Below are 22,064 nucleotides of genomic sequence, written 5' to 3'. Positions count from 1 at the left end.
GCTTGGCTCTTTATGGAGGTCGCGTTGACAAAGTCTGCCTTACTCGTACTCGAAGATGGAACCGTATTCACTGGCACAGCAATTGGTGCCGATGGACTCTCTGTTGGTGAAGTTGTTTTTAACACTTCCATGACAGGATACCAAGAAATTTTAACTGATCCATCCTACTCACGCCAGATTGTAACTTTAACCTACCCACACATAGGCAACACTGGTACTAATAATGAAGATATTGAATCCAATGGGGTTCACGCCTGTGGTCTTATCATTCGCGATCTTCCGCTCATAGCGAGCAGTTTCCGTAATCAACAAACCTTAAGCGATTATCTTAAAGCGAACAATGTCGTTGGCATAGCAGATATCGATACCCGCAAGTTAACGCGTATTCTCCGTGAAAAAGGTGCCCAAGCCGGTTGTATTATGGCGGGTGCTGACTTAGATGAAGCCAAAGCCCTTGCCGCTGCTAAAGCCTTCCCAGGTTTGAAAGGCATGGATTTAGCGAAGGAAGTCACCACAGATAAAACCTATCAATGGCGTAAAGGCAGTTGGCGTTTAGTCGGTGGCTTACCAGCAGATACGCCAGTAGAAGAGCTTAAATACAAAGTGGTTGCCTACGACTACGGTATTAAGCAAAACATTCTGCGTATGCTCGTGGACCGCGGCTGCGACGTCACCGTTGTGCCAGCTAAAACCTCGGCAGCCGAAGTGTTAGCGATGAACCCTGACGGCGTGTTCCTCTCTAACGGCCCTGGCGATCCAGAGCCATGCGATTATGCCATTGAAGCGATTCAACAAATCCTCAAAACAGAGATACCAATTTTCGGTATCTGTTTAGGCCATCAGTTATTGGCTCTGGCATCGGGCGCGAAAACCTTAAAGATGAAGTTTGGTCACCACGGTGCCAACCACCCAGTGAGCAATATCGAGCAAGGTAATGTGATGATCACCAGCCAAAACCACGGTTTTGCTGCCGATGAAACGACTTTACCCGCCAACATTAAAGTGACCCATAAGTCACTGTTTGATGGTTCACTGCAAGGTATCCATCGTACGGATAAACCTGCGTTTAGCTTCCAGGGTCACCCCGAAGCGAGCCCAGGCCCGACCGATGCAGCACCGCTGTTCGATCACTTTATCGAGCTTATCGACATATACCGTCAGAACGCCAAGTAGTACGCTAGCTAGGAGAAGAGAAGAGCAATGCCAAAACGTACAGATATAAAGAGTATTCTTATCCTAGGCGCCGGTCCGATTGTTATTGGTCAGGCATGTGAGTTTGATTATTCAGGCGCACAGGCGTGTAAAGCGCTGCGTGAAGAAGGTTACCGCGTCATTCTAGTGAACTCTAACCCTGCCACTATTATGACCGACCCAGAAATGGCCGATGCGACATATATCGAGCCAATTCATTGGGAAGTGGTGCGTAACATTATCGCTAAGGAACGCCCAGACGCGATTCTGCCAACCATGGGCGGCCAAACCGCACTGAACTGCGCCCTCGAGCTTGAAGCCAAAGGTGTGCTGGCGGAATTCAATGTCGAGATGATTGGTGCGACCGCTGATGCGATTGATAAAGCAGAAGACCGTAGCCGTTTCGACAAAGCCATGAAGAGCATTGGCTTAGAATGTCCACGCGCGGGCATTGCCCACAGCATGGAAGAAGCCTATGGCGTACTCGACCAAGTCGGTTTCCCTTGTATTATCCGTCCATCATTCACTATGGGTGGTTCGGGTGGCGGTATCGCCTACAACAAGGAAGAGTTTGAAGAAATTTGTTCCCAGGGTCTCGATTTATCGCCAACCAAAGAACTGCTAATCGATGAAAGCTTAATCGGTTGGAAAGAGTACGAGATGGAAGTGGTCCGTGACCGTAACGACAACTGCATCATCGTCTGTTCTATCGAAAACTTCGACCCTATGGGCGTGCACACCGGCGACTCTATTACCGTTGCGCCAGCACAAACCCTGACCGACAAAGAATACCAATTGATGCGCAACGCCTCTATGGCCGTACTGCGTGAGATTGGGGTGGAAACGGGCGGTTCAAACGTACAGTTTGGTATTAATCCGAAAGATGGCCGTATGGTGATCATCGAGATGAACCCAAGGGTATCGCGCTCATCGGCATTGGCATCGAAGGCAACGGGTTTCCCGATTGCGAAAATCGCCGCTAAATTAGCAGTCGGTTTCACCCTCGATGAGTTGATGAACGACATCACAGGTGGTCGTACGCCTGCGTCATTCGAGCCTGCAATCGACTACGTTGTGACTAAAGTACCGCGTTTTAACTTTGAAAAGTTCGCGGGTTCCAACGATCGTTTAACCACGCAGATGAAATCAGTGGGTGAAGTGATGGCTATTGGCCGTACTTTCCAAGAGTCACTGCAAAAAGCTTTGCGTGGTTTAGAAGTAAGTCGCCATGGTTTAGACCCTATCACTGATATGACTAAGCCCGAGGCTATGTCACGCATTCGCCTCGAGCTGAAAGAGCCTGGTTGTGACCGTATTTGGTACATTGCCGATGCGATGCGCGCAGGTCTTGGCCTAGATGAGATCTTCCGCCTGACCAATATCGACCCTTGGTTCCTGGTTCAAATCGAAGAGCTTGTCCAGCTAGAAGGCCAAGTTGCCGAAGCGGGCCTTGCGGGCTTAAACGAAGATTTACTGCGTAAGCTCAAGCGTAAAGGCTTTGCCGATGCGCGTCTGGCCGATGTATTAGGCGTGAGCGAAGCCGAAGTGCGTAAGCTGCGTGACCGTTTTAATCTGCACCCTGTCTACAAGCGCGTGGATACCTGTGCGGCCGAATTTGCCACAGACACGGCTTATATGTACTCAACCTATGAGGAAGAGTGCGAAGCTAATCCTTCAAACCGTGACAAAATCATGGTGTTAGGTGGTGGTCCAAACCGTATTGGTCAAGGTATCGAGTTCGATTATTGCTGTGTGCACGCGGCGTTAGCGCTACGTGAAGACGGTTATGAAACCATCATGGTCAACTGTAACCCTGAAACCGTTTCCACCGACTACGACACATCAGACCGTCTGTACTTCGAGCCAGTCACACTGGAAGACGTATTAGAAATCGTCCGTATCGAGAAGCCAAAAGGCGTTATTGTGCAGTACGGTGGCCAAACGCCATTGAAACTGGCCCGTGCCCTTGAAGCTGCAGGCGTGCCTATTATCGGTACTAGCCCAGATGCGATTGACCGTGCAGAAGACCGTGAGCGTTTCCAACAGGCGATTCAACGCTTAGAGATGAAGCAGCCTGAAAACGATACAGTCACCACTGTTGAAGGTGCTGTGATTGCCGCCGAGCGTATTGGTTATCCGCTAGTGGTGCGTCCATCCTATGTATTGGGCGGCCGCGCGATGGAAATCGTGTACGACCAACAGGACTTACTGCGCTACTTTAACGAAGCCGTGAGCGTATCTAACGCGTCGCCAGTATTACTTGATCGCTTCTTAGATGATGCTATCGAAGTGGATATCGACGCCGTATGTGACGGTGAAACCGTGGTGATCGGCGCCATTATGGAGCATATTGAGCAGGCGGGTGTACACTCGGGTGACTCTGGTTGTTCATTGCCACCGTACACTTTAAGCCAAGAAATCCAAGACCGCATGCGCGTGCAAGTGGGTAAACTGGCAATGGAGCTCGGTGTTATCGGTTTGATGAACGTACAGTTTGCCGTGAAAGATAACGAAATCTACATGATTGAAGTTAACCCACGTGCTGCCCGTACTGTGCCATTTGTCTCTAAAGCGACGGGCGTGCCTTTAGCTAAGATTGCCGCCCGTGTGATGGCGGGTCAAAGCTTGAAGTCGCAAAACTTCACTAAAGAAGTGATCCCACCTTTCTACTCTGTGAAAGAAGTGGTGTTGCCCTTTAATAAGTTCCCCGGTGTTGACCCACTGTTAGGCCCAGAAATGCGCTCTACCGGTGAAGTTATGGGCGTGGGCGATACCTTCGCCGAAGCCTATGCTAAGGCGCAGTTAGGGGCGACTTCTGAGGTGCCTAAGTCGGGTCGTGCGTTATTGTCTGTGCGTAACAGCGATAAGAAACGCGTTGCCGATTTAGCGGCTAAGTTAATCGAATTGGGTTACCAAATCGATGCCACCCACGGTACTGCGGTTATCCTAGGCGAAGCGGGTATCAACCCACGCTTAGTAAACAAGGTGCACGAAGGTCGTCCACACATTCTCGATCGCATCAAGAATGGTGAATACACTTATATCGTCAACACCACCGAAGGTCGTCAAGCGATTGAAGATTCTCGTCAATTGCGCCGTGGTGCACTGCGTTACAAGGTGAACTACACTACGACCATGAACGCCGCATTCGCCACTTGTATGGCCCATGCTGCCGATGACCGTACTAATGTGACTTCGGTACAAGAGCTACATCAGCGCGTGCTGGCTAAATAAGTCTGACTGTTAATGCACGTCAATAAGGCCGTATAACCTAGGTTATACGGCCTTATTATTTAGGCCTGTGTCTGTTTTATTGAGTTTTTCAGCTTGTTTTGAGTATGACTTAACTCATTTTATTTCCCATTTAGGTTGCTTGAAAAACTATGTCAGCTCCAATCGATGGCCTTGCCAAAGTCGATACTTTTATTGCGCCGCCCTGTGAGGGCCAGATTAAGATCCTTTATCAAGATAGTGATATTTTACTGATAGATAAGCCGAGCGGCTTATTGAGCCTGTCGGGGAAGAATCCGCTCAACTTAGACTCGGTACATTATCGGTTAGTGCAGGATTTTCCGAGTGCCACCTTAGTGCACAGACTCGATTTTGGCACTTCGGGGATCATGCTGGTGGCGCGCAATAAAACCGTTAATGGCTTGTTGACTAAGCAGTTTCAGGCACGCACTCTTGAGAAGCGTTACACCGCTCTGCTCCATGGGCATATCGCCGCTGACAGCGGGGTGATTAATCTGCCGATCGCTAAGAATATCGAGCATTTCCCACTGCAGAAGATTTGCCATAGCACAGGCAAAGCTGCGATCAGCGAATATCGGGTGCTGGAACGATTAACCGAGCCTTTTGCCACTCGGGTCGAATTTACTCCCGTTTCTGGCCGCACCCATCAACTTAGGCTCCACAGTCAGCAATTGGGGCATTCGATTCTAGGATGCGATCTCTATGGCGGCGTGGGGGAGAAGGTGGCTGACACAGCTGATGTGGACACAGTTGATGCGCATGGGCTTGGTACAACTAAGATAACCAATCACCGCAGATTAATGCTGCATGCGACCCGCTTAGCCTTCGACCACCCAATAACGGGCGAGCGTATCGACTGGATTTGCGACTGTCCTTTCTAAGCGTGGTCCATTCTAAGAGCTTCTTTATAAAAGCTCCTTTCTCAGCGCAATCGGTGGGTCAAAAAGATTCGATTTAGTGGCTAAGCCCAATTCGCTCGGTTTGCATCGGCGGGATATCCTTGGGGAGCCAAGTGTGGTAAATCGCTTTGAAGGTGCCATCGGCTTTTATCGCTTCGAGGCTGGTTTTCCATTGCTCGATCACATCATTGGGCGTGCCCTTTGAAAAGGCAATATACAGATGATTGGCACTGATGGTATAGAGGGACTCGACATCATCAATACTGGCACCCGCTTCGGCAAGAATGCTCGGTGCGGTGAGATTGGCATTACACCAAAGATCGATACGATGTTTCATCAATTGCTTTGCACTCAATAGCGGAGTCGATGAGGCGGCAATATTGCTAAAACCATGTTCAATGAGTAATTGTTCCTCCACTGAGGCACGATAGACGCCAATCGCCTTAGCCGTTTTAGCATCATCTAGGGTATTGATTTTTATGCCGCTATTTTTTAAAGCATAAAAATTAGTCGTGCCGACGGCAACGGGCCCTATCATAGTAAACATCTGTTCCCTTTCGGCCGTGCGCGTCATTGTAAACAGGACTGTATTGGGCTGTTCGGTTAGCATTTTCCAGCCCCTAGCCCAAGGTACGACTCTTATAGGATCTGAGTTTTTGATGCGCTGCTGAATTTCTTCTACGACCTGAACCGCTAAACCTGTGGGTTTACCCTCGATGGAAAAACTGATCGGCGACCATTCTTCGGTATAGATATTCAGCGGTTGCGCGCTAGGGGAAAGTGCACAGAAGAGAAAAATAGCTAATAAAGTGCCTGTGATTAATTTCATTAATAACCTTAAAAATTATAACGTTATAATTGAGTCTCACCGCTTGCTCTTGAAACGATTAAAGATGAACCCTGTGCACAAATCAAGTATAGCTTTGGGGGGATTTTCTAAGATTAAATTTAATATACGCTTGGGATGATAAAAAAGAGCGCGGATATGGCGCTCTTTTATGGGGATTTCTTGTTTGTAAACAGTTGGTTATAAATAGTGGATTAGACACTACTGTGATCTAGGCCCGATACACATCCCGCATAAGATTATCTAGGCAATGGACAACGCGCATACTGGCATCTTCCATGAGGTGCAGTTGTTTCACCATCTCAGGCAGATGACCCTTTTGCCTGGCGTTGAGCGCCGCTTTACCCGCCTCGTGCACCGCCTTATGTGGTGCATCTAAGGCCTTGAAGTTACTCAAATGCTGATAATGTTCAGCCCCAAATCCTTTGAAATACCATTGCCCTAAGCGACACTCGGTATGCGAGTTTACATCGTGACTATGCTTTGGTTTTTCAATCAGTTGATATACGTTGCTCTTCCAAACCGCATGGTCGAGTTTAGTGGTATTTAAGAAAGAGGCGGTGGCGGCGTTATGGATAACCTGTTGCATTTTTTTAGAGCGCTGTAATACGTCTTCAACCACTTGGCCTATCTGGGTGGATGATGAGGCGACATCCATAGCACTGCTTTGATTATTATGAACAATCTCTTTAATGCTCGCTGCTTGAGTGACAATTTGCTTTACGAGTTTTTCAATTTGGCTGCTGGCCTCATGGGCTTTACTCGCCAGCTGGCGCACTTCATCGGCAACTACGGCAAAGCCCCGTCCCGCTTCGCCCGCCCGGGCAGCTTCGATGGCGGCATTCAATGCTAGAAGGTTAGTTTGTTCTGAAATGCCTTGAATTGCCGCGACAAATTGGTTGATCGATGAGGTTGTCGTATCTAGTTCGGTCACGGCTTTCATGCTGCTCATGGCCTGCTCATTAATATAAGTCGCCCTATTACCTAAGCTCACTATGGCGACACGGGTCTGATCGAAAATTTTATCGAGTTCTGACAGTTCTTCTTGTTCGGCGGTGAGCAATTCAGCGCTTTGGGCTAGTCCATCGCGCACCGCATGTAGCATCTCGCCCCCTTGGTTTTGGCAGACAATCACTTCATTAAAAAGATCGGTATTTTGGCGCGATTGCTGCTGCATGGTTTCGTTTTCACGCACCATAGCTTTTAGTTCATCAATTTCGATTTGATGCCTACGCTGCTGCTCGGCGAGTTGTTGCTTGAGTACATTATTTTCCGATTTGAGCTTGGAATTAAACCACATAAAAACCTCTAAACCTTTGTTAGTATCGTTATGGTTACTGCTTGTTGAATGGTTGTGGATTTACGAATGTTAAGGATAGGTAAAAATTAATCTTGTTAGTGAAATATTACCCGATCCCTAGGGTTTATTCTTATATTTTTTGTGGTTATTAGCCGATTTAGCGAGGAGAACAAAGCGAGGCCCTAGTTTTTATCGGAAGTTTCTATAGACAGTTGAGAAAGGAAGTGTTGCTGGGAAGCACGGCCAAAACCATCGGCGGTGCTCCCCATTGATCTTATCTAAGGCATAGGTAAATCGAGCACTAGGGTTGCAATGCTGAAGTAAACCAACACACCAATGATATCGGCGATGGAGGTGATCAGTGGCGCACTCGCCGCCGCCGGATCCATCTTTAATTTGCTCAGCAGGAAGGGCAGCGACATACCAATCAAGCTGCCAATAATCACCACAATTTGCATAGTGATCGCGACAACCAGAGCGATTTCAGGCCCGCCGCGCCAGAAGCCGAGCAGTGATACGGCCGCGGCCATGCTGGCACCCAGTAAACCCGCCACCAGTAATTCGCGGCTGAGCATAGATAGCCAATCCTTGATTTTAACTTCCCCCGTGGCTAAACCGCGCACCATTAAGGTGGCCGATTGTGAGCCCGCATTACCGCCGCTATCGATAAGTAACGGCAGGAAGAAGACCAAGGATACATAACTGGCAATGGTATCTTCGAAAAAGGCGATCCCCGCTCCTGAGAAGATATTACCAAATACCAAAATAACCAGCCAAACCACACGTTTACGGTAGAGTAAACCAATGCTGGCGGTCTTAAGGTTATGGTCAATATTGCCGATGGCCGCGGTTTTCGTGAACTCAAGATCCGCCTGTGAGCTGGCGATATCCATGGCATCATCGTAGGTGACGATACCGACGAGTTGGCCTTTGCCATTGACTACGGGCAGCGCCATTAAGTCGTAATGGGCGATCATCTGTACCGCTTCTTCGCGAAAGGCGTTGGCATCGAGGGCTACGGGGTCGGGCTTCATAAAATCGACCACTCGCTCGTGGGGCTGTGCCAGCAATAGCTGCCTTAGAGACACAGTTCCTATTAAGCGGCCTAACATGTCCACCACATAGGTTTGATAAATAGTTTCCTTATCGGCGGCCTCGGTGCGTAGGGTATCAATGGCCTCTGCCGCGGTATGACGGCTATTAAGTAATGTGTAATCCGAGGTCATGACAGCACCGACCTTGGCTTTATCATAGGCGGCGAGGGTGCGCATATCTTCCCGCTTGGCCAAGGCTAGCGCAGGTAGAATCGCCGCTTGCTGGGGTTCATCGAGTAAATTGTAAAGGTCGGCACGTTCATCGGCCGCCATGTGCACCAGTAGCGCCGAAAGCGTGGTTTTATCTAACTGCTGCACTAAGCTTGCCTGGAGTTCGTCGCTCAGGTAACGAAACAGATTAGCGCAAACCTTAGGCGTTGCCAGTTGCAACAATAGGACTTGCTGAGCTTGGTTAAAGACGTTAAATACGGCGGCAATATCGGCAGGATGACGTTTTTCGGCTAATTCAGCCATGGCGCTGGCACTGCGTTGCTCGACAATCATCTGTAGGTTATGGATGATTTGTTTAGTGTTGTTTGTGCTGTTATTCATGTTCATAGTTCATTCTCTCAACGATCTAGTGACCAAAGTAAAAGGTGATATCTGCGCCAAGTTGCAGCGCGTTGCCGCTAAGGGCATTGCCTAGGCTCAATTCCAGCTGTAGCTGTCGTTGCGGCGTGTGTTGATAGGCGAGCTGATAGGCCGGATTACTCAACTCTTTTTGGTATAGCTCGACTATCACTCGCTGATGGCTATTGAGTTCATAGGCCGCCGCAATACCCGCAAGTAATTGGTTTGACTCATTAAATCCATGGGTGAAACCTAAGTTGGCATATAGGCTGACATCGGAGTCGCCTAAGGTTTTGCCTACTATGCCGAACATTTCGGTGGTAAATTCGTTACTGGAATCAAGGTTTTTTTGCAGATTGATCACCACAGCACTGTGCCAATCGTCCTGCTGCCGACCTGAATCTGAATCTAAACCTAAGTGAGAGTTTACGTTGAGCGGCAGCTTGATACCGACTTCAGCCTGCTCTTTGCGGATATCGTCATGGGCATTGGACGCTAATCCTAAATGCCATTCCCATTGATTGCGGCTGCAAGTGGTGGCTGCGTTAAATTGTGGGCGAGCATGATCCGACCTAGGTTGTTGCCAGCCCATTTCTAATTCACAGCGATCCGCAAGGGCTGGGTCATCCACTTCGAGGTGCGATGCCGCCGCACTCATGCTGTAGTACAAGCTGATGCTTGCACAGGATAAAGATCGTAAAATGAACGCGTTGTTTATATAAGCCATGGTTAGGCTCCTCAGATGTAAACCCTTAGGCAAAAACCTTTAGGGGTAAACGAAGTCTACTGAGGCAAAAACTTGCTTTGAGATGCAAAAAATACACATAACCCAACTCCAGCGAACCTGCTGGAATAGCGAAAAGCGCAGCCATAGGCCTAGGCTTTAGGGTTTGTGATTAATATTTGGGGGAGGCGGAGTGAAGAATGGTTCACACTACTACCCTGCTTAGCAGGTAGCAGCAATGATTGCGGGCTAGTGCTAGGCGTTAAATCCTGTCTTTTGGACAGGGCATCTACTGTCGCTTATGTGTGTGCCCACAGTGGGTCTCCGCAATGATGAAAAGTGGCTTGATTTTAAGGGACTCAAATCGAAAGTCAACCGCACAAAAGATTACATATGTTTTTGTTTAGATTTATATTTTAAGCAAAAGTTAACACTTATGTAATGCTGGGTTTAGTGTGAATTTATTGCGGCCATTGATGATTTTTTGTGCTTGCAAAGGTTGTCGGTATGTTTTGTAAATTGAGCTTTGCTGATAAGCCAATGGGAGCATAAATATCCACCGCCGTATTCAGATTGAGAGGTATTAAGCTGTGACACATGATATCGATGAGCCAAAGTTAAAGATGGCTGCCGTTCCCCATACGAGGGCGGCCAATATTAAGATCGCCAGTATCAATCTGTTTAATTTTATTGAACCACCTTTGGCCTACTACGATTTTGAAAATATCTATAGCCATGGCCAGTGGCAGAAAAAGTGTCAGTGGTTGAGTGAGTTTCTCGCACATCGCCAGCTCGATATTGTGGGATTTCAAGAAGTGTTTAGCCCTGAACCGCTCAAACGAATCGCCAGTGAGCAAGGTTTAGTGCATTTTGCGATTGTCGATGAGCCCACGCTTATCAGTGATTACATTTATCGCAGCCCAGTGGTCGCACTTGCCTCCCGTTATCCCATAGTGGAAGTCAGCAGTGTTGAACCTGACGAACGCTTAGTGGCGGCCATGGGATTATCGAGTGAATTTGCCTTTAGCCGCAAGGTGCTGCGGGCAACCATTGAGGTGCCGCAAATAGGTTTGTGTGATCACTATGTGGTGCACTTTAAATCAAAACGCGCGGGATTAGCGCTCGAGCCTAAGCCATTTGAACCTAAGCCATTTGAACCTAAGCCATTTGAACATCAGCCCCTTGGTGTAGACCATGTGGCGCCTACAGCAAGCATGAAGCTGCATTCAGAAACCCAATTACTCACAGAGCAAGCCCTAGGCCGCTGGGCATCCACCATGCAGCGCGGCGCGGAAGCCGCATTATTATTCAATGGCATATTGGTACGAAGACAAGAATCTAAACATCCCGTTATCCTAATGGGTGACTTTAATGACAGCCTAACGATGGGCGCTTTAGATGCGTTAACGATACAGGGCGAGAGCATTCACAGTAATGATATTAAAGCCGCTGGCCTTGGACATTTATCGGATGCTGCGTTAGCGGCGGTGTTTGCCCAGTATCAGCTTAAGGATGCCTATGAGTTATTTATTGAAGCGAACTTGAGGGACAGTTTGACTGGCAATACCGCTTACCATAGGGAACACAGGGCGGCGACCCATTACTATGGCCCTAAAGGTTCAGTGCTGGATTACATTTTGCTTTCAAGCGAGTTTGATGCGAGCCACAGCCGCAGTTTGGCGCAAGTCATCGATTATCAGACCTGCGATAGGCACTTAGTCAGACCCGAATATGAGCGCGATGCTTACAGTACTGACCATGCGCCAGTTATCGTTGAGCTAGCACTGCGCAGCTAAATTCGCGTGTTCACGACTTATTCGTTCGATTTCAACCTTATTTAGTATGAATATCATTCAGAGTTAACCGCTAAAATAAGGTATGATCGACGCCCCGTGGATGATGGTAAATAAGCGCTGCGGCGCGTTCGGTACTCGCACTTAGGTGACATTGGGTATATCATCCGCTTCCCATTTTTTAGACTGCAGCCCTTTTCAACGGCGGCGCTATTCTACAGGCAGAGTATTTTACAGGCAGACTATGGCTATCAGGATCAAACTTAAACCCGGGCGCGAGAAATCGCTCGAACGCCGCCACCCTTGGGTATTTTCTAATGCGATTCATAACATTAAGGGAAAACCTTCAGCGGGTGAAACCGTGGATGTGGTTGCCCATGATGGCCATTGGTTGGGCCGTGGTGCTTGGTCTGGTGAGTCACAAATCCAAGTGCGGATTTGGACCTTCGATCGTGAAGAAGAAATTGATCGCGCGTTTTTTGCCAGACGTTTACAGCGAGCGCAAATTGGCCGTAATGACTTAATCCGCGAGCAAGGCTTAACGGGTTATCGTTTAGTGGCCGCCGAGTCCGATGGTTTACCTGGGATCACAATCGATAAATACGCCAATGTGTTGGTGTGTCAGTTACTGAGTACGGGTGCGGATTTATGGCGCGATACCTTAGTCGAGCTATTGGCCGAGCAATATCCTGATTGCGCTATCTATGAGCGCTCCGATGTGGATTCCCGTAAGAAAGAAGGCCTACTGCCAGTGACGGGTTTACTGCACGGCACTCTGCCTGAAATGCCGGTGATTATCGAAGAAAACGGCATCAAGATCGCCGTTGATGTGATTAAAGGTCATAAGACAGGTTTCTATCTCGATCAACGGGATAACCGCGCCATCGCCGCCCGTTTTGTGAAGGATAAATCGGTACTGAACTGTTTCTGCTACACAGGCACCTTTGGTCTATACGCCGCCAAAGCGGGCGCAGCCAGTATCGAAAACGTCGATGTGTCTTCTTTAGCCTTAGCGACTGCCCGCCTTAATATGCAAGTGAACGGTTTGAGTGATGACAATGTGCATTACAACGAAGCCGATGTGTTCAAGTTGCTGCGCCAATACCGTGATGAAGGCAAGACTTTCGATGTGATCGTACTCGACCCGCCTAAGTTTGCCGATAATAAGGCGCAGTTAAATGGCGCCTGCCGTGGTTATAAAGATATCAATATGATTGCATTGCAGTTATTGAATCCTGGCGGGGTGTTATTGACCTTCTCTTGCTCAGGATTAATGCCTGCGGATCTGTTCCAAAAAATCGTGGCCGATGCCGCGCTCGATGCGAAACGCGAAATTCAGTTTATCGAACGCTTAAGCCAAGCGAGCGATCACCCAATCGGTAGCGCTTTCCCCGAAGGATTCTACTTAAAAGGTCTAGTTGCCAGAGCTTGGTAAGCCAAGCGCTTGATATAAGCTGTCTGCGATGGGCAGCTTAGTCAGATAACATTGAATCCTAAAAAGAACCATAAAAAATGCCAGCCCTTGAATAAAGTGGCTGGCATTTTTATCGCGTATTTTTGCGAAAGTTTTTACACTTCACTTATTTGGCTGTAAAGGTTTTTACGCCATCAGGGGTGCCAACGAGTAACACATCTGCGCCGCGTTTAGCGAACAGACCGTTAGTCACAACGCCGACTATCTCATTGATCTGGCTTTCCAATTCCTTTGGATTAAGGATCTTAAGATTGTACACATCGAGGATCACGTTGCCGTTATCTGTCACAACGCCTTCACGGTACACAGGATCGCCGCCCAGCTTAACTAACTGACGTGCCACATAGGAGCGCGCCATCGGAATGACTTCTACTGGCAGTGGGAATTCACCAAGAATATCGACTTGCTTAGTGTTATCGACGATACAGATAAACTTCTCAGCCACAGCCGCGACAATTTTCTCACGGGTTAACGCCGCGCCGCCGCCTTTGATCATGTCCATATGGCCGTTGATCTCATCGGCGCCGTCCACATACACAGATAAACGATCGACACTGTTTAAGTCATAAACGGGAATGCCCAGCGCCTTCATCTTCTGAGTGGATGCCTCAGAGCTAGAGACGGCGCCTTCGATATCGGCTTTCATGGTCGCCAGTGCATCAATAAAGTGATTCACAGTCGAACCTGTACCAACACCGACGATACTGTCTTTTTCAACGTACTTAAGTGCGGCCCAGCCGGCTGCTTTTTTCATTTCATCTTGAGTCATGTTGACATCCTGTTAAGGCAAATGAGTAAAAAATTCTGGGCTTAGTATACTCCTTTCCGATAAATAATGCGGCCCAATTCCTATGCCACTGTGATCTCAGTTGCAGACAGTCCTATATAAGAAAGTCCCCAATACTCTAATTAACTTAAGCAGTTAAGATAAATGCATTTCACTGTACGCATTCAATCTAACTAAGTTACTATGGCAAAAGTTGATTAATTGATTGAAGGGACTACTTATGGCTGGGGCGAGTTTATTGACTTTACTCGATGATATTGCATCCATTTTGGATGATGTCGCGGTAATGAGTAAGGTGGCGGCGAAGAAGACTGCAGGGGTGTTAGGTGACGATTTAGCCCTCAATGCCCAGCAAGTGACGGGGGTGAATGCGGACCGTGAATTACCCGTCATTTGGGCCGTGGCCTTAGGATCGTTTCGCAATAAATTGATTTTAGTGCCAGCGGCCATGTTGATCAGTGCGTTTATTCCCTGGGCTGTGACGCCATTATTGATGTTTGGTGGATTATTTTTGTGTTACGAAGGGTTTGAAAAACTGCACCACAGCTATCTTCATCGAAAAGATCAGCCACATGAGAGTCACCAAATTCAGCAGCAGCCAGAAATCACCGACTGGGTTGCCTTTGAGGCCGATAAAATCAAGGGGGCGATCCGTACCGATTTTGTATTATCGGCGGAAATTATTGCCATTACCTTAGGGATAGTGGCGGAGAAATCTCTGTCGACGCAGTTTCTCACCTTAGCCGCTATCGGCATTGTGATGACCATAGGCGTATATGGTTTAGTCGCCGCCATTGTGAAGATGGACGACGCTGGGTTGTATTTAAGCCAGCGCCAAGGTCAGTCCGTCATCACCCAATTGAATCGTAAACTCGGGTTTGGCCTGTTAAGCGCCGCGCCCCTATTGATGAAAAGCTTAACTATTATCGGCACAGCAGCCATGTTTATGGTGGGCGGCGGGATTTTAACCCATGGCCTGCATGTAGTTAGCGAGCAAATTCACCATGTGGAACAAGCGATTGAGGCTGTTAGTGTGGTTGGTCCTGCGTTTGCGTTATTAACACCAAGCATACTTAACGGTTTATTTGGTGTGTTAGCGGGTGCGGTCGCGGTCATCCTGATGACAGGAATACAAAAACTGCGCAGTTAGTTAGCCGAGCATATCGATAATCTAAGATTGACCGAACAGGGAAGGGCGACGATGAAGTTAATGAAATACTGTATCTCCCCGAGTAAGTTGGCTTGGTTACGCAAAGAGTTTGGAAAAGATGCTAACGGACTGATTGCGGCGATGGATGCGGCGGGGACGGCTTATCTCGACAAGCTGAATGCCGTGACCGAGCCGCAAGTGGAAGATATGGCCGCGGCCGATGTTGAAAGCATTTGCAAGACTAAGACCCAGCAGCGAACGCAGCGTCAGTTGGCGTATTTGTGGTTACAACAGCGGGTTGCCTTAGCGACCCGTACCGATGAGGCAGAACTGGCGGGATTGTCAGCCTTTGAATTGCAACCGCTTCACATCGAGGTGGTTCAACCATCTGAATTATATTCTGTTTTGGCGCGATTACAGAATGAGCGAGTCTTAGGTTTTGATACTGAAACCCGTGCTAGCTTTGAGCGCGGTGTGCAGCATCCCTTGAGCCTTATCCAAATCGCGACGGCGGACGCTTGCTATCTGTTTCAACATGCCATTCTAGGTGAGCAATTTGCGCAGGTAAAAACCTTGTTAGAAGATGAAAGCATACTCAAAGTCGGAGTCGGCTTACGCGGTGATACGCGGGCGCTTAAGCGGCAATGGGATATTCATGTGGCCTCAACATTAGATTTAAACTGGGCACTGGCACAACTTGGGGCTGATAAGGAGATGGGGACGCGCCAGTTAGTTGCGGCGCTTTTGGATGTTCGTATCGACAAATCTCAGAAACTCACCCTATCAAATTGGCAGCAGGTGCCTTTATCTGATGCTCAAATCCATTATGCCGCCGCCGATGCCTTGGCGGCACTCATGTGTTTCAACGCGTTAATCAGCAAGCTGACCCCCTTTTATCATGCATCGAGTGCCACAAAAGCCGCGCCCTTAATCCCTTTGAGTCTCATGGTGCCATTGGCTCAATATTTTGAGGATGCCGAATGAAGCGCAAAAACCAAGATGCGGCAAAGGAAAGCAGCAGGCCATTACACTCGGATATGAGTTCGCAGGGCACCAGTACCTTAGGTTTGATTTACCGCGTGCTGGGCATGTTGTTCCTGTTAGCGATGATCACTCTTGGGGTGAACGCCTGGGCTTAGGGACTTTGCGAATATCAGTGCCAGCAGGCAAGAATAAAGGAGAACACTATGTTAGATGCTATTTGTGAACTCGACACCGAGGATCATTTAACTGCGAGAACGACTTATAGTGTTTTTAAGTTTCAACAGTTGCCCGATGAGGATATCGAACGTTTGCGGCAATGGTTAATTTGCCCTGCGTGCGGCGGTAAAGCATATTTTCGTAAAGCTTCAAAGGATGGTAAAGCCGCCTGTTTCGGCTCCAGATATCACCAAGCCGATTGCATTGAATTTAAACCTTCGGCGCAGAAATCCCGTGAAGAACAAGATGCCCTCGAAGTGCAGCAACAGCTGGTGGATGCCGATGCCTTAATGATTGATTTTAGCCGCAAACCCCGCCGCCATTCCCCCACAAACAAAACGCCAACCGCGCTATCGGCAAGCAAGACAGAGCCAACGCCTAAATCGTCCACTATGCCTACATCTTCCTCTATGCTTGAGCTATCGAAAGTATCTGTAGCAACGTCTGTGGATGATAGAGTGCAAGAGCCAAAAAATGACTACCAAGTTAACACTGCGACGCACCCAACCGAAAAACGGGTGCCAAGCCAAGGGCTCGAAAAGTTGCTGCACAGTTTGTTGCGCGGAACCGATCTGGCGAAATCAGATCTTTGGGTATACACGGACAGCGAGTGCAAATACCGCTGGCGGGCCAAGAATCTATTTGTGAATTTTGCCGATGCGGACCCAAGCGATAACAAACCCCATATGTATTGGGGCACTATCTCCCATACAGACTCGACGATGAGTTGGCTTAACCCCGCCGACAGCAAAGATATCGGCATTCCCATCGATGGGATAAAACAGTCTTTATTGGCGCAATTTGAGATAGAAGATAAACGCTGCCTCGAAGGGGCGGGTTTGATTTTATTTGGTAAATGCTTTTGGAATAAAGAAAAGACCCGCAAAATTATTCAGCTATGGAATAACGATCTGCAACGGATTTTTATCTCAAAGCAGGAAGATTAGCTTTGGGCAGAAACTAGCTTTGGGCAGAAACTAGAATTGGGGGAGGGAGAAAAGGGGCTATTCCCGACGTACAAAAACGTCTCAGTAAAAGTCCCTCTCTATTTTCGCAGATTAAAGCGTTTATTTGCCGCAGCACTTTTTGAATTTTTGACCGCTACCACAGGCGCAAGGCTCATTGCGGTTTGGTTTTTTCTCGAAGGTGGTGGTCTTAGGCTTATTCAATAAGCCTTCTAATTCAACGATATCTTCAGCAACGTCGGCATTGACTTCGATACTAGCGAACAGTTGATGCTCGGCAACAATCGCCTCTATTTCGAGTTTACGCGCTTCGCTACCGACGACGAGTTCGAGCGGTGAGGCTTCGGTGCCCGGTTTAGTCACACGTTTAGTGTTGTAGCCATAACTCTCATGTTTTGGCTTAGGCGTGCGACGGCCTTTAAAGAAAAATTTGTCAGACATTTGGGGTCCTGTGGATCTGTGTATGAAATTGACGACGCTTATACTATAAAAGCCCACGTTTATAAATCGAACTCAGATATTTTTTCGATAACTGCGTTTATAGCGGCTCTTTTGATTTAGGTGATTGGCGATAATACTCTTGAAGATAGTGGAATAACTTTATCCAGCAATATATCCCCAAGCTACCTGAAGATCCGAGTTTCAGATCTGCAGGTTGTTTGAGTATTTGCCCAAGGCGTTGCCGCTTGATGGATTTTAGTGACGCGTTTTTCAGCATTATGCTTTCAAAATCAACATGCACAGTAAAACTTGTTTGAAAAATCCTCAGTTAATAGCGTTTGTCATAAAAAGTCCTTTACCTTTGGGAGTGCTTTTAGCATAATGCCCCACGTCAACAGGGGTGTAGTTCCAATTGGTAGAACAGCGGTCTCCAAAACCGATGGTTGCGGGTTCGAGTCCTGCCACCCCTGCCAAATAAAACAACGGCTTGCATAGAAATATGCGAGCCGTTTCTTTTTTCCTGTCATAAAATTTCCTAGTGCATTTGCTTACATTTGTTAAGTAAAGGTGTTTGCAACTTTCGTTGTGCCTAACATACAATCGCAAGCCCTTTGGTTTGAGGATGTATGGTTTGAATTCTGTGATGCAAACAAGGCGCACTCTGGCACTATGGCTTGCAGCCATCTTAGTGCTGGTATCTGTCGCGCTTGCGGTGCACAGTGTTTCCCATGCTAATGACGATACCAAGGCCCACTGTGCGCTGTGTTTACATCAGCACCAGTTGCAACATGCGCTAACCAGTACGCCCTTTCATTTTCAATTGGCTCAACAGTGTTATATCTGCGTTGAGTTCCAAGCCATTTCCTTTCAACGACTTGTTAGTCGTTACTTCAACAGTCGTGCTCCGCCCATAACAGCCTAAGTTACTGTTTATTCAGCTTGTCTTAATTCATTTTGTCGCCTTGGCTTAGCTAAGGCGCCGATGCTGTTTATTTTCGGAGTGAAAATGACCTCTTTTTATATTCCCAAGCGCGCTGCGCTGTTGCTGGGCGCCCTGTTTGCGCTCAATCCTATTGCTATGCTGTTGGCCGCAGAGGGCAATCAATCGAGTGATGCTGCTAGTGATACAGCTCTTAGCACTGGCATTGAACGTTTAAGTATCCATTATCGCCAAACCTACCGCGGCAATGTGCCTGCTACCGAGCTTCCCCAAGCGATTAGTCTGTTGGATGAGCAGCTGATAAAAGATGCAGGGCTGACGCGGTTTCAAGATGTGCTGGATTATTCCGCCAGCGTGGCGCGGCAAAATAATGGCGGTGGTTTATGGGATAGTTTTTCCCTGCGCGGTTTTCCGGGTAATGAAAACATGCCATCGGGTTATTTAATCAATGGTTTTAATGGTGGTCGCGGTTTCAGCGGCCATAGGGATTTATCGAACGTCGCCTATGTGGAGATCTTAAAAGGCCCGGGTTCTGCCCTTTATGGACGCTCTGAGCCCGGTGGCACGGTCAATATCGTCACTAAGAAACCCCAATATGAAACCAGTGGTTATGTAAAAGCGTCGGCGGGGAGTTTTGAGCAATATCGATTGGAGGGCGATGTGACCTCAGGTTTGACCGACAACCTAGCGTTTCGGCTTAACGGCGCTTGGCAGGAGCACGATAGTTTCCGCGATTATGTGTTTAGCGATAAAAAAATCATTACGCCATCGGTACGTTGGCAGATGTCCGATAAAGCATCTTTGCTGTATGAAATGGAATACCTCAAGCAGGAACAGCTATTCGATCGCGGCATTGTTGTGCTTAATAACGATATCAATACTGTACCCCGTTCACGTTATTTGGGTGAGCCTAATGATGGCGCAACTGTGGTGAATGCTACTGGGCATCAACTGACCTATGACTATGAATTAAATGATGTTTGGTCATTAACCGCTGGCTATAACTATCGAGATTCTAGCTTGAAGGGCTATTCATCCGATGCCGAGTTGGCCAAGGGACGGCAATCGTTATTTGATGATGGCCGCACGCTGACCAGACAGCACAGATACCGGGATTATGCCTCCGAGGATAACTCCCTTCGCCTAGAGTTGAGTGGCCATGTGGACACTGGCTTTATTCGCCATAATTTACTGCTGGGGGCCGATGCTTACCACTACAGTTTAAACACGGCTCTCTATCGGTATCGAGGCAAAAAAGGTGACTATGCTATTGATATCTATGAGCCTCAATACGGTGGACCTCGGCCTGAAGTGAGCTTGCTGTATGATAATGAAGAAACCCAAAAGGCGTGGGGAATCTACGTGCAAGATCAAATGGATCTCACTGAAAAGTGGAAGCTGCACTTAGGGCTAAGATTTGATGCTTATCAGCAAGAAATCACTGAGTCTGTTAAACAGACGGCATCGGCGCAAAGGGATAATCGTATCAGTCCTAAGGTCGGTTTAGTGTATTTATGGTCCGATAGCTTAAGTTTCTATACTTCTTATTCCGAAGGTTTTTTGCCACTTTCGGGAACCGATTATGCGGGTGAGCCCTTCGAGGCCGAAGAGAGCGAATCAGTTGAGCTAGGAATGAAGTTAAATGCGACATGGCGTGAGGATTTAGCGCTGAACGCTAGTTTGGCGCTATTTGATGCAACCAAGAGCAATATCTTGACCTCAGATCCTATCAATGTCGGTTTTTCAGCCACCTTAGGTGAAGCCAAAAGCACAGGAGTCGAGCTGGATCTGATAGCTGAGCTGACGGAGTCACTACAGGCCACATTATCCTACGCCTATTTGAATACTCGCACCGCCAATGACAGCCTAAATCTGGACTGGGGCGTGCAAGTTCCCGCTGGCAGTCCGCTGGTGAATGTGCCTCAGCATACTGGGAATCTAGTGCTTAAGCAGGACTTAAATGATTTTTCTATCGATGCTCATGTCGGGCTGAGTTGGCGTTATGTGGATCAGCGTCTTGGGGATTCTGCCGATCCGAGTTTTCAATTACCTTCCTATCAGTTGCTTGGCATATTTATGAATACTCACCTGAGCGACAATTTAACCCTTGGGGTGAATCTGGATAATGTACTGGATGAGCACTATATCGCCAGTAGTTACTCGGCGCTGTGGGCCGTTCCCGGAGAGCCTAGAAGCATTAAAGTGAGCCTAAGTTATGAGTTCTAGCGTTATGAATTATCAAGGGAAAACCCTAACGCCGAGTATTCGCAGTGCGCGCATTCAAAGTATCGATATGATGCGCGGCGCCGTGATGCTGATTATGTTGCTCGACCATGTGCGGGAACGCTTTTTCCTGCATATGCAGGTGAGCGATCCTATGGATCTGAGCGCAACTTCTTGGGGGCTCTTTTTGAGCCGCTTTGCCGCGCATTTTTGTGCGCCTGTGTTCGTGTTCTTAACCGGCGTTTCCGCTTGGCTTTATGCTCACCCTCGCCAGGGGAAGCCCCGTTCTGCCCGCGCATTTTTGCTTAAACGAGGTGTATTTTTAATCGCGCTGGAAATCTTAGTGATTAACGTCTCTTGGATGGGGAGCTATCACACCCTCTGGCTGCAGGTGATTTGGGTGATTGGCCTTTGCATGTTAACCCTAGCTGCGCTGATAAAACTGCCAAGGCTTTGGATGGCATTACTAGGCTTGCTGATCGTTTTTGGGCATAACCTGTTGACGCCGATCCAGTTTCAACCCGATGAGTGGGCTTACAGTCTGTGGACTCTCTTGCACGACCGCGGTTATCTTGTCAGTGAAGGCGCGCTTAAGATTAAAGTGAGTTATCCAGCGCTGCCTTGGATGGGCGTGATTTTACTGGGTTATGTTGCTGGGCCTCTTTTCAGCCAAAAGCTGAACGCAAGTAAGCTTGACGTGTCCGCGCGTCAGCAAAAGCTACTTATCCTAGGGGCTGGCTGTCTTGCGCTCTTTGCATTGCTTCGTGGCTTTAATCTCTATGGCGAAACCTTACCTTGGCAGGTGGGGGCACATGTAGGTGAAACCTTAATGTCGGTATTTAACTTAACTAAGTACCCGCCATCATTAAATTTTTTACTGGTAACCTTAGGCGGCATGTTTTGGGGTTTAGTGGCCTTAGAACGGTACTTTTCATCAGATGGGAGATTAGGGCGAGCCGGGCATGGGTTGTCTGTGTTTGGCTCAGTGCCTATGTTCTTCTATATCTTGCATTTGTACCTGCTGTTGCTGCTTTATACCTTAGCGAAATTTACCTTTGGCGCTAATCATGGCGAGCTATTTGGTGTGAATAGTATGGGATGGATTTGGTTAATCGCGGGAGTGTTAATCGTCGCACTTTATTATCCCGTTAAACGGTTTAGCGAGTATAAAAAGCACAGCACTCAGGCTTGGATTAAGTACCTCTAAACGTGAG

The 22,064-nt window shown here is 48.0% G+C and carries 18 protein-coding genes and 1 tRNA gene; 13 read left to right on the top strand and 6 right to left on the bottom strand.

Features of this window, described 5'->3' with window-relative positions:
* Nucleotides 1-12 precede the first annotated feature (12 nt).
* The 3 genes from carA to JFT56_RS14940 all read left to right on the top strand — a co-directional run bounded on the left by carA (nt 13) and on the right by JFT56_RS14940 (nt 5,324).
* Nucleotides 13-1,173 (top strand): glutamine-hydrolyzing carbamoyl-phosphate synthase small subunit, encoded by a 1,161-nt coding sequence (gene carA / locus JFT56_RS14950; protein ID WP_198780816.1) that lies wholly within the window; start codon nt 13-15, stop codon nt 1,171-1,173.
* A gap of 27 nt (nt 1,174-1,200) precedes the next feature.
* Nucleotides 1,201-4,425, top strand: a complete 3,225-nt coding sequence (carB, locus tag JFT56_RS14945) for a carbamoyl-phosphate synthase large subunit (RefSeq protein WP_198780815.1) — start codon at nt 1,201-1,203, stop codon at nt 4,423-4,425.
* Nucleotides 4,426-4,574: 149 nt separating this feature from the next.
* Nucleotides 4,575-5,324 carry an RluA family pseudouridine synthase gene (locus JFT56_RS14940; protein ID WP_198780814.1) on the top strand — a complete coding sequence of 250 codons (750 nt, stop codon included), beginning with the start codon at nt 4,575-4,577 and terminating at the stop codon, nt 5,322-5,324.
* Between the two features lie 73 nt (nt 5,325-5,397).
* Here the strand turns inward: JFT56_RS14940 and JFT56_RS14935 are convergent, their stop codons facing one another.
* From JFT56_RS14935 to JFT56_RS14920, 4 genes are all read right to left on the bottom strand, one after another.
* Nucleotides 5,398-6,171: a substrate-binding periplasmic protein gene (locus JFT56_RS14935; RefSeq protein ID WP_198780813.1), complete on the bottom strand. Its 774-nt coding sequence runs from the start codon at nt 6,169-6,171 to the stop codon at nt 5,398-5,400.
* A 229-nt stretch (nt 6,172-6,400) separates the two neighbouring features.
* Nucleotides 6,401-7,489, bottom strand: coding sequence for a methyl-accepting chemotaxis protein (locus JFT56_RS14930; protein ID WP_198780812.1), 1,089 nt, complete (start codon nt 7,487-7,489; stop codon nt 6,401-6,403).
* A 278-nt stretch (nt 7,490-7,767) separates the two neighbouring features.
* A complete protein-coding gene (mgtE, locus tag JFT56_RS14925) occupies nt 7,768-9,141 on the bottom strand; it encodes a magnesium transporter (protein WP_198780811.1) in 1,374 nt (457 codons plus the stop codon).
* 19 nt (nt 9,142-9,160) lie between these two features.
* Nucleotides 9,161-9,880, bottom strand: a complete 720-nt coding sequence (locus JFT56_RS14920; RefSeq protein WP_198780810.1) for a hypothetical protein — start codon at nt 9,878-9,880, stop codon at nt 9,161-9,163.
* A gap of 587 nt (nt 9,881-10,467) precedes the next feature.
* On the opposite strand from JFT56_RS14920, the gene JFT56_RS14915 reads away from it, so the two are divergent.
* Nucleotides 10,468-11,673 carry an endonuclease/exonuclease/phosphatase family protein gene (locus JFT56_RS14915; RefSeq protein ID WP_198780809.1) on the top strand — a complete coding sequence of 402 codons (1,206 nt, stop codon included), beginning with the start codon at nt 10,468-10,470 and terminating at the stop codon, nt 11,671-11,673.
* A 241-nt stretch (nt 11,674-11,914) separates the two neighbouring features.
* Nucleotides 11,915-13,105 (top strand): class I SAM-dependent rRNA methyltransferase, encoded by a 1,191-nt coding sequence (locus tag JFT56_RS14910; RefSeq protein WP_198780808.1) that lies wholly within the window; start codon nt 11,915-11,917, stop codon nt 13,103-13,105.
* Nucleotides 13,106-13,250: 145 nt separating this feature from the next.
* Here JFT56_RS14910 and rpiA read toward each other — a convergent pair whose 3' ends face one another.
* A complete protein-coding gene (rpiA, locus tag JFT56_RS14905) occupies nt 13,251-13,913 on the bottom strand; it encodes a ribose-5-phosphate isomerase RpiA (RefSeq protein ID WP_198780807.1) in 663 nt (220 codons plus the stop codon).
* Nucleotides 13,914-14,151: 238 nt separating this feature from the next.
* On the opposite strand from rpiA, the gene JFT56_RS14900 reads away from it, so the two are divergent.
* Genes JFT56_RS14900 through JFT56_RS14885 form a run of 4 tightly spaced genes read left to right on the top strand, consistent with a single transcriptional unit; the run spans nt 14,152 to nt 17,228 of the window.
* Nucleotides 14,152-15,081, top strand: a complete 930-nt coding sequence (locus tag JFT56_RS14900; protein WP_198780806.1) for a DUF808 domain-containing protein — start codon at nt 14,152-14,154, stop codon at nt 15,079-15,081.
* 51 nt (nt 15,082-15,132) lie between these two features.
* Complete coding sequence (locus JFT56_RS14895) at nt 15,133-16,065, top strand: 3'-5' exonuclease (RefSeq protein WP_198780805.1); 933 nt, start codon at nt 15,133-15,135, stop codon at nt 16,063-16,065.
* Nucleotides 16,062-16,220: a hypothetical protein gene (locus JFT56_RS14890; protein ID WP_198780804.1), complete on the top strand. Its 159-nt coding sequence runs from the start codon at nt 16,062-16,064 to the stop codon at nt 16,218-16,220. The genes JFT56_RS14895 and JFT56_RS14890 overlap by 4 nt, the downstream gene beginning before the upstream one ends.
* Nucleotides 16,221-16,268: 48 nt before the next feature.
* Nucleotides 16,269-17,228, top strand: a complete 960-nt coding sequence (locus tag JFT56_RS14885) for a hypothetical protein (protein WP_198780803.1) — start codon at nt 16,269-16,271, stop codon at nt 17,226-17,228.
* 120 nt (nt 17,229-17,348) lie between these two features.
* Here JFT56_RS14885 and JFT56_RS14880 read toward each other — a convergent pair whose 3' ends face one another.
* Nucleotides 17,349-17,687, bottom strand: a complete 339-nt coding sequence (locus JFT56_RS14880) for a PBPRA1643 family SWIM/SEC-C metal-binding motif protein (RefSeq protein WP_198780802.1) — start codon at nt 17,685-17,687, stop codon at nt 17,349-17,351.
* Nucleotides 17,688-18,083: 396 nt separating this feature from the next.
* Here JFT56_RS14880 and JFT56_RS14875 point away from each other — a divergent pair.
* The 4 genes from JFT56_RS14875 (at nt 18,084) to JFT56_RS14860 (ending at nt 22,057) form a co-directional block, all read left to right on the top strand.
* Nucleotides 18,084-18,160: transfer RNA gene (locus JFT56_RS14875), tRNA-Trp, on the top strand.
* Between the two features lie 158 nt (nt 18,161-18,318).
* A complete protein-coding gene (locus JFT56_RS14870; protein ID WP_198780801.1) occupies nt 18,319-18,609 on the top strand; it encodes a DUF2607 family protein in 291 nt (96 codons plus the stop codon).
* A gap of 84 nt (nt 18,610-18,693) precedes the next feature.
* Nucleotides 18,694-20,853, top strand: coding sequence for a TonB-dependent siderophore receptor (locus JFT56_RS14865; protein ID WP_198780800.1), 2,160 nt, complete (start codon nt 18,694-18,696; stop codon nt 20,851-20,853).
* Nucleotides 20,843-22,057, top strand: a complete 1,215-nt coding sequence (locus JFT56_RS14860; RefSeq protein WP_420136002.1) for a DUF1624 domain-containing protein — start codon at nt 20,843-20,845, stop codon at nt 22,055-22,057. The genes JFT56_RS14865 and JFT56_RS14860 overlap by 11 nt, the downstream gene beginning before the upstream one ends.
* The last annotated feature ends 7 nt before the right edge of the window (nt 22,058-22,064 follow it).

Source organism: Shewanella putrefaciens, assembly GCF_016406305.1.
Classification (GTDB): Bacteria; Pseudomonadota; Gammaproteobacteria; order Enterobacterales; family Shewanellaceae; genus Shewanella; species Shewanella putrefaciens_C.
This window is presented reverse-complemented; position numbering and strand designations above follow the sequence as displayed.

Coding starts and splice junctions, on each gene's coding strand:
- JFT56_RS14895 (WP_198780805.1), top strand. CDS start 15,133: ATGAAGTTAATGAAATACTGTATCTCCCCGAGTAAGTTGGCTTGGTTA.
- JFT56_RS14920 (WP_198780810.1), bottom strand. CDS start 9,880: ATGGCTTATATAAACAACGCGTTCATTTTACGATCTTTATCCTGTGCA.
- carB (WP_198780815.1), top strand. CDS start 1,201: ATGCCAAAACGTACAGATATAAAGAGTATTCTTATCCTAGGCGCCGGT.
- carA (WP_198780816.1), top strand. CDS start 13: ATGGAGGTCGCGTTGACAAAGTCTGCCTTACTCGTACTCGAAGATGGA.
- JFT56_RS14935 (WP_198780813.1), bottom strand. CDS start 6,171: ATGAAATTAATCACAGGCACTTTATTAGCTATTTTTCTCTTCTGTGCA.
- JFT56_RS14890 (WP_198780804.1), top strand. CDS start 16,062: ATGAAGCGCAAAAACCAAGATGCGGCAAAGGAAAGCAGCAGGCCATTA.
- JFT56_RS14940 (WP_198780814.1), top strand. CDS start 4,575: ATGTCAGCTCCAATCGATGGCCTTGCCAAAGTCGATACTTTTATTGCG.
- JFT56_RS14860 (WP_420136002.1), top strand. CDS start 20,843: ATGAGTTCTAGCGTTATGAATTATCAAGGGAAAACCCTAACGCCGAGT.
- JFT56_RS14900 (WP_198780806.1), top strand. CDS start 14,152: ATGGCTGGGGCGAGTTTATTGACTTTACTCGATGATATTGCATCCATT.
- JFT56_RS14910 (WP_198780808.1), top strand. CDS start 11,915: ATGGCTATCAGGATCAAACTTAAACCCGGGCGCGAGAAATCGCTCGAA.
- JFT56_RS14865 (WP_198780800.1), top strand. CDS start 18,694: ATGACCTCTTTTTATATTCCCAAGCGCGCTGCGCTGTTGCTGGGCGCC.
- JFT56_RS14930 (WP_198780812.1), bottom strand. CDS start 7,489: ATGTGGTTTAATTCCAAGCTCAAATCGGAAAATAATGTACTCAAGCAA.
- rpiA (WP_198780807.1), bottom strand. CDS start 13,913: ATGACTCAAGATGAAATGAAAAAAGCAGCCGGCTGGGCCGCACTTAAG.
- JFT56_RS14880 (WP_198780802.1), bottom strand. CDS start 17,687: ATGTCTGACAAATTTTTCTTTAAAGGCCGTCGCACGCCTAAGCCAAAA.
- JFT56_RS14885 (WP_198780803.1), top strand. CDS start 16,269: ATGTTAGATGCTATTTGTGAACTCGACACCGAGGATCATTTAACTGCG.
- mgtE (WP_198780811.1), bottom strand. CDS start 9,141: ATGAACATGAATAACAGCACAAACAACACTAAACAAATCATCCATAAC.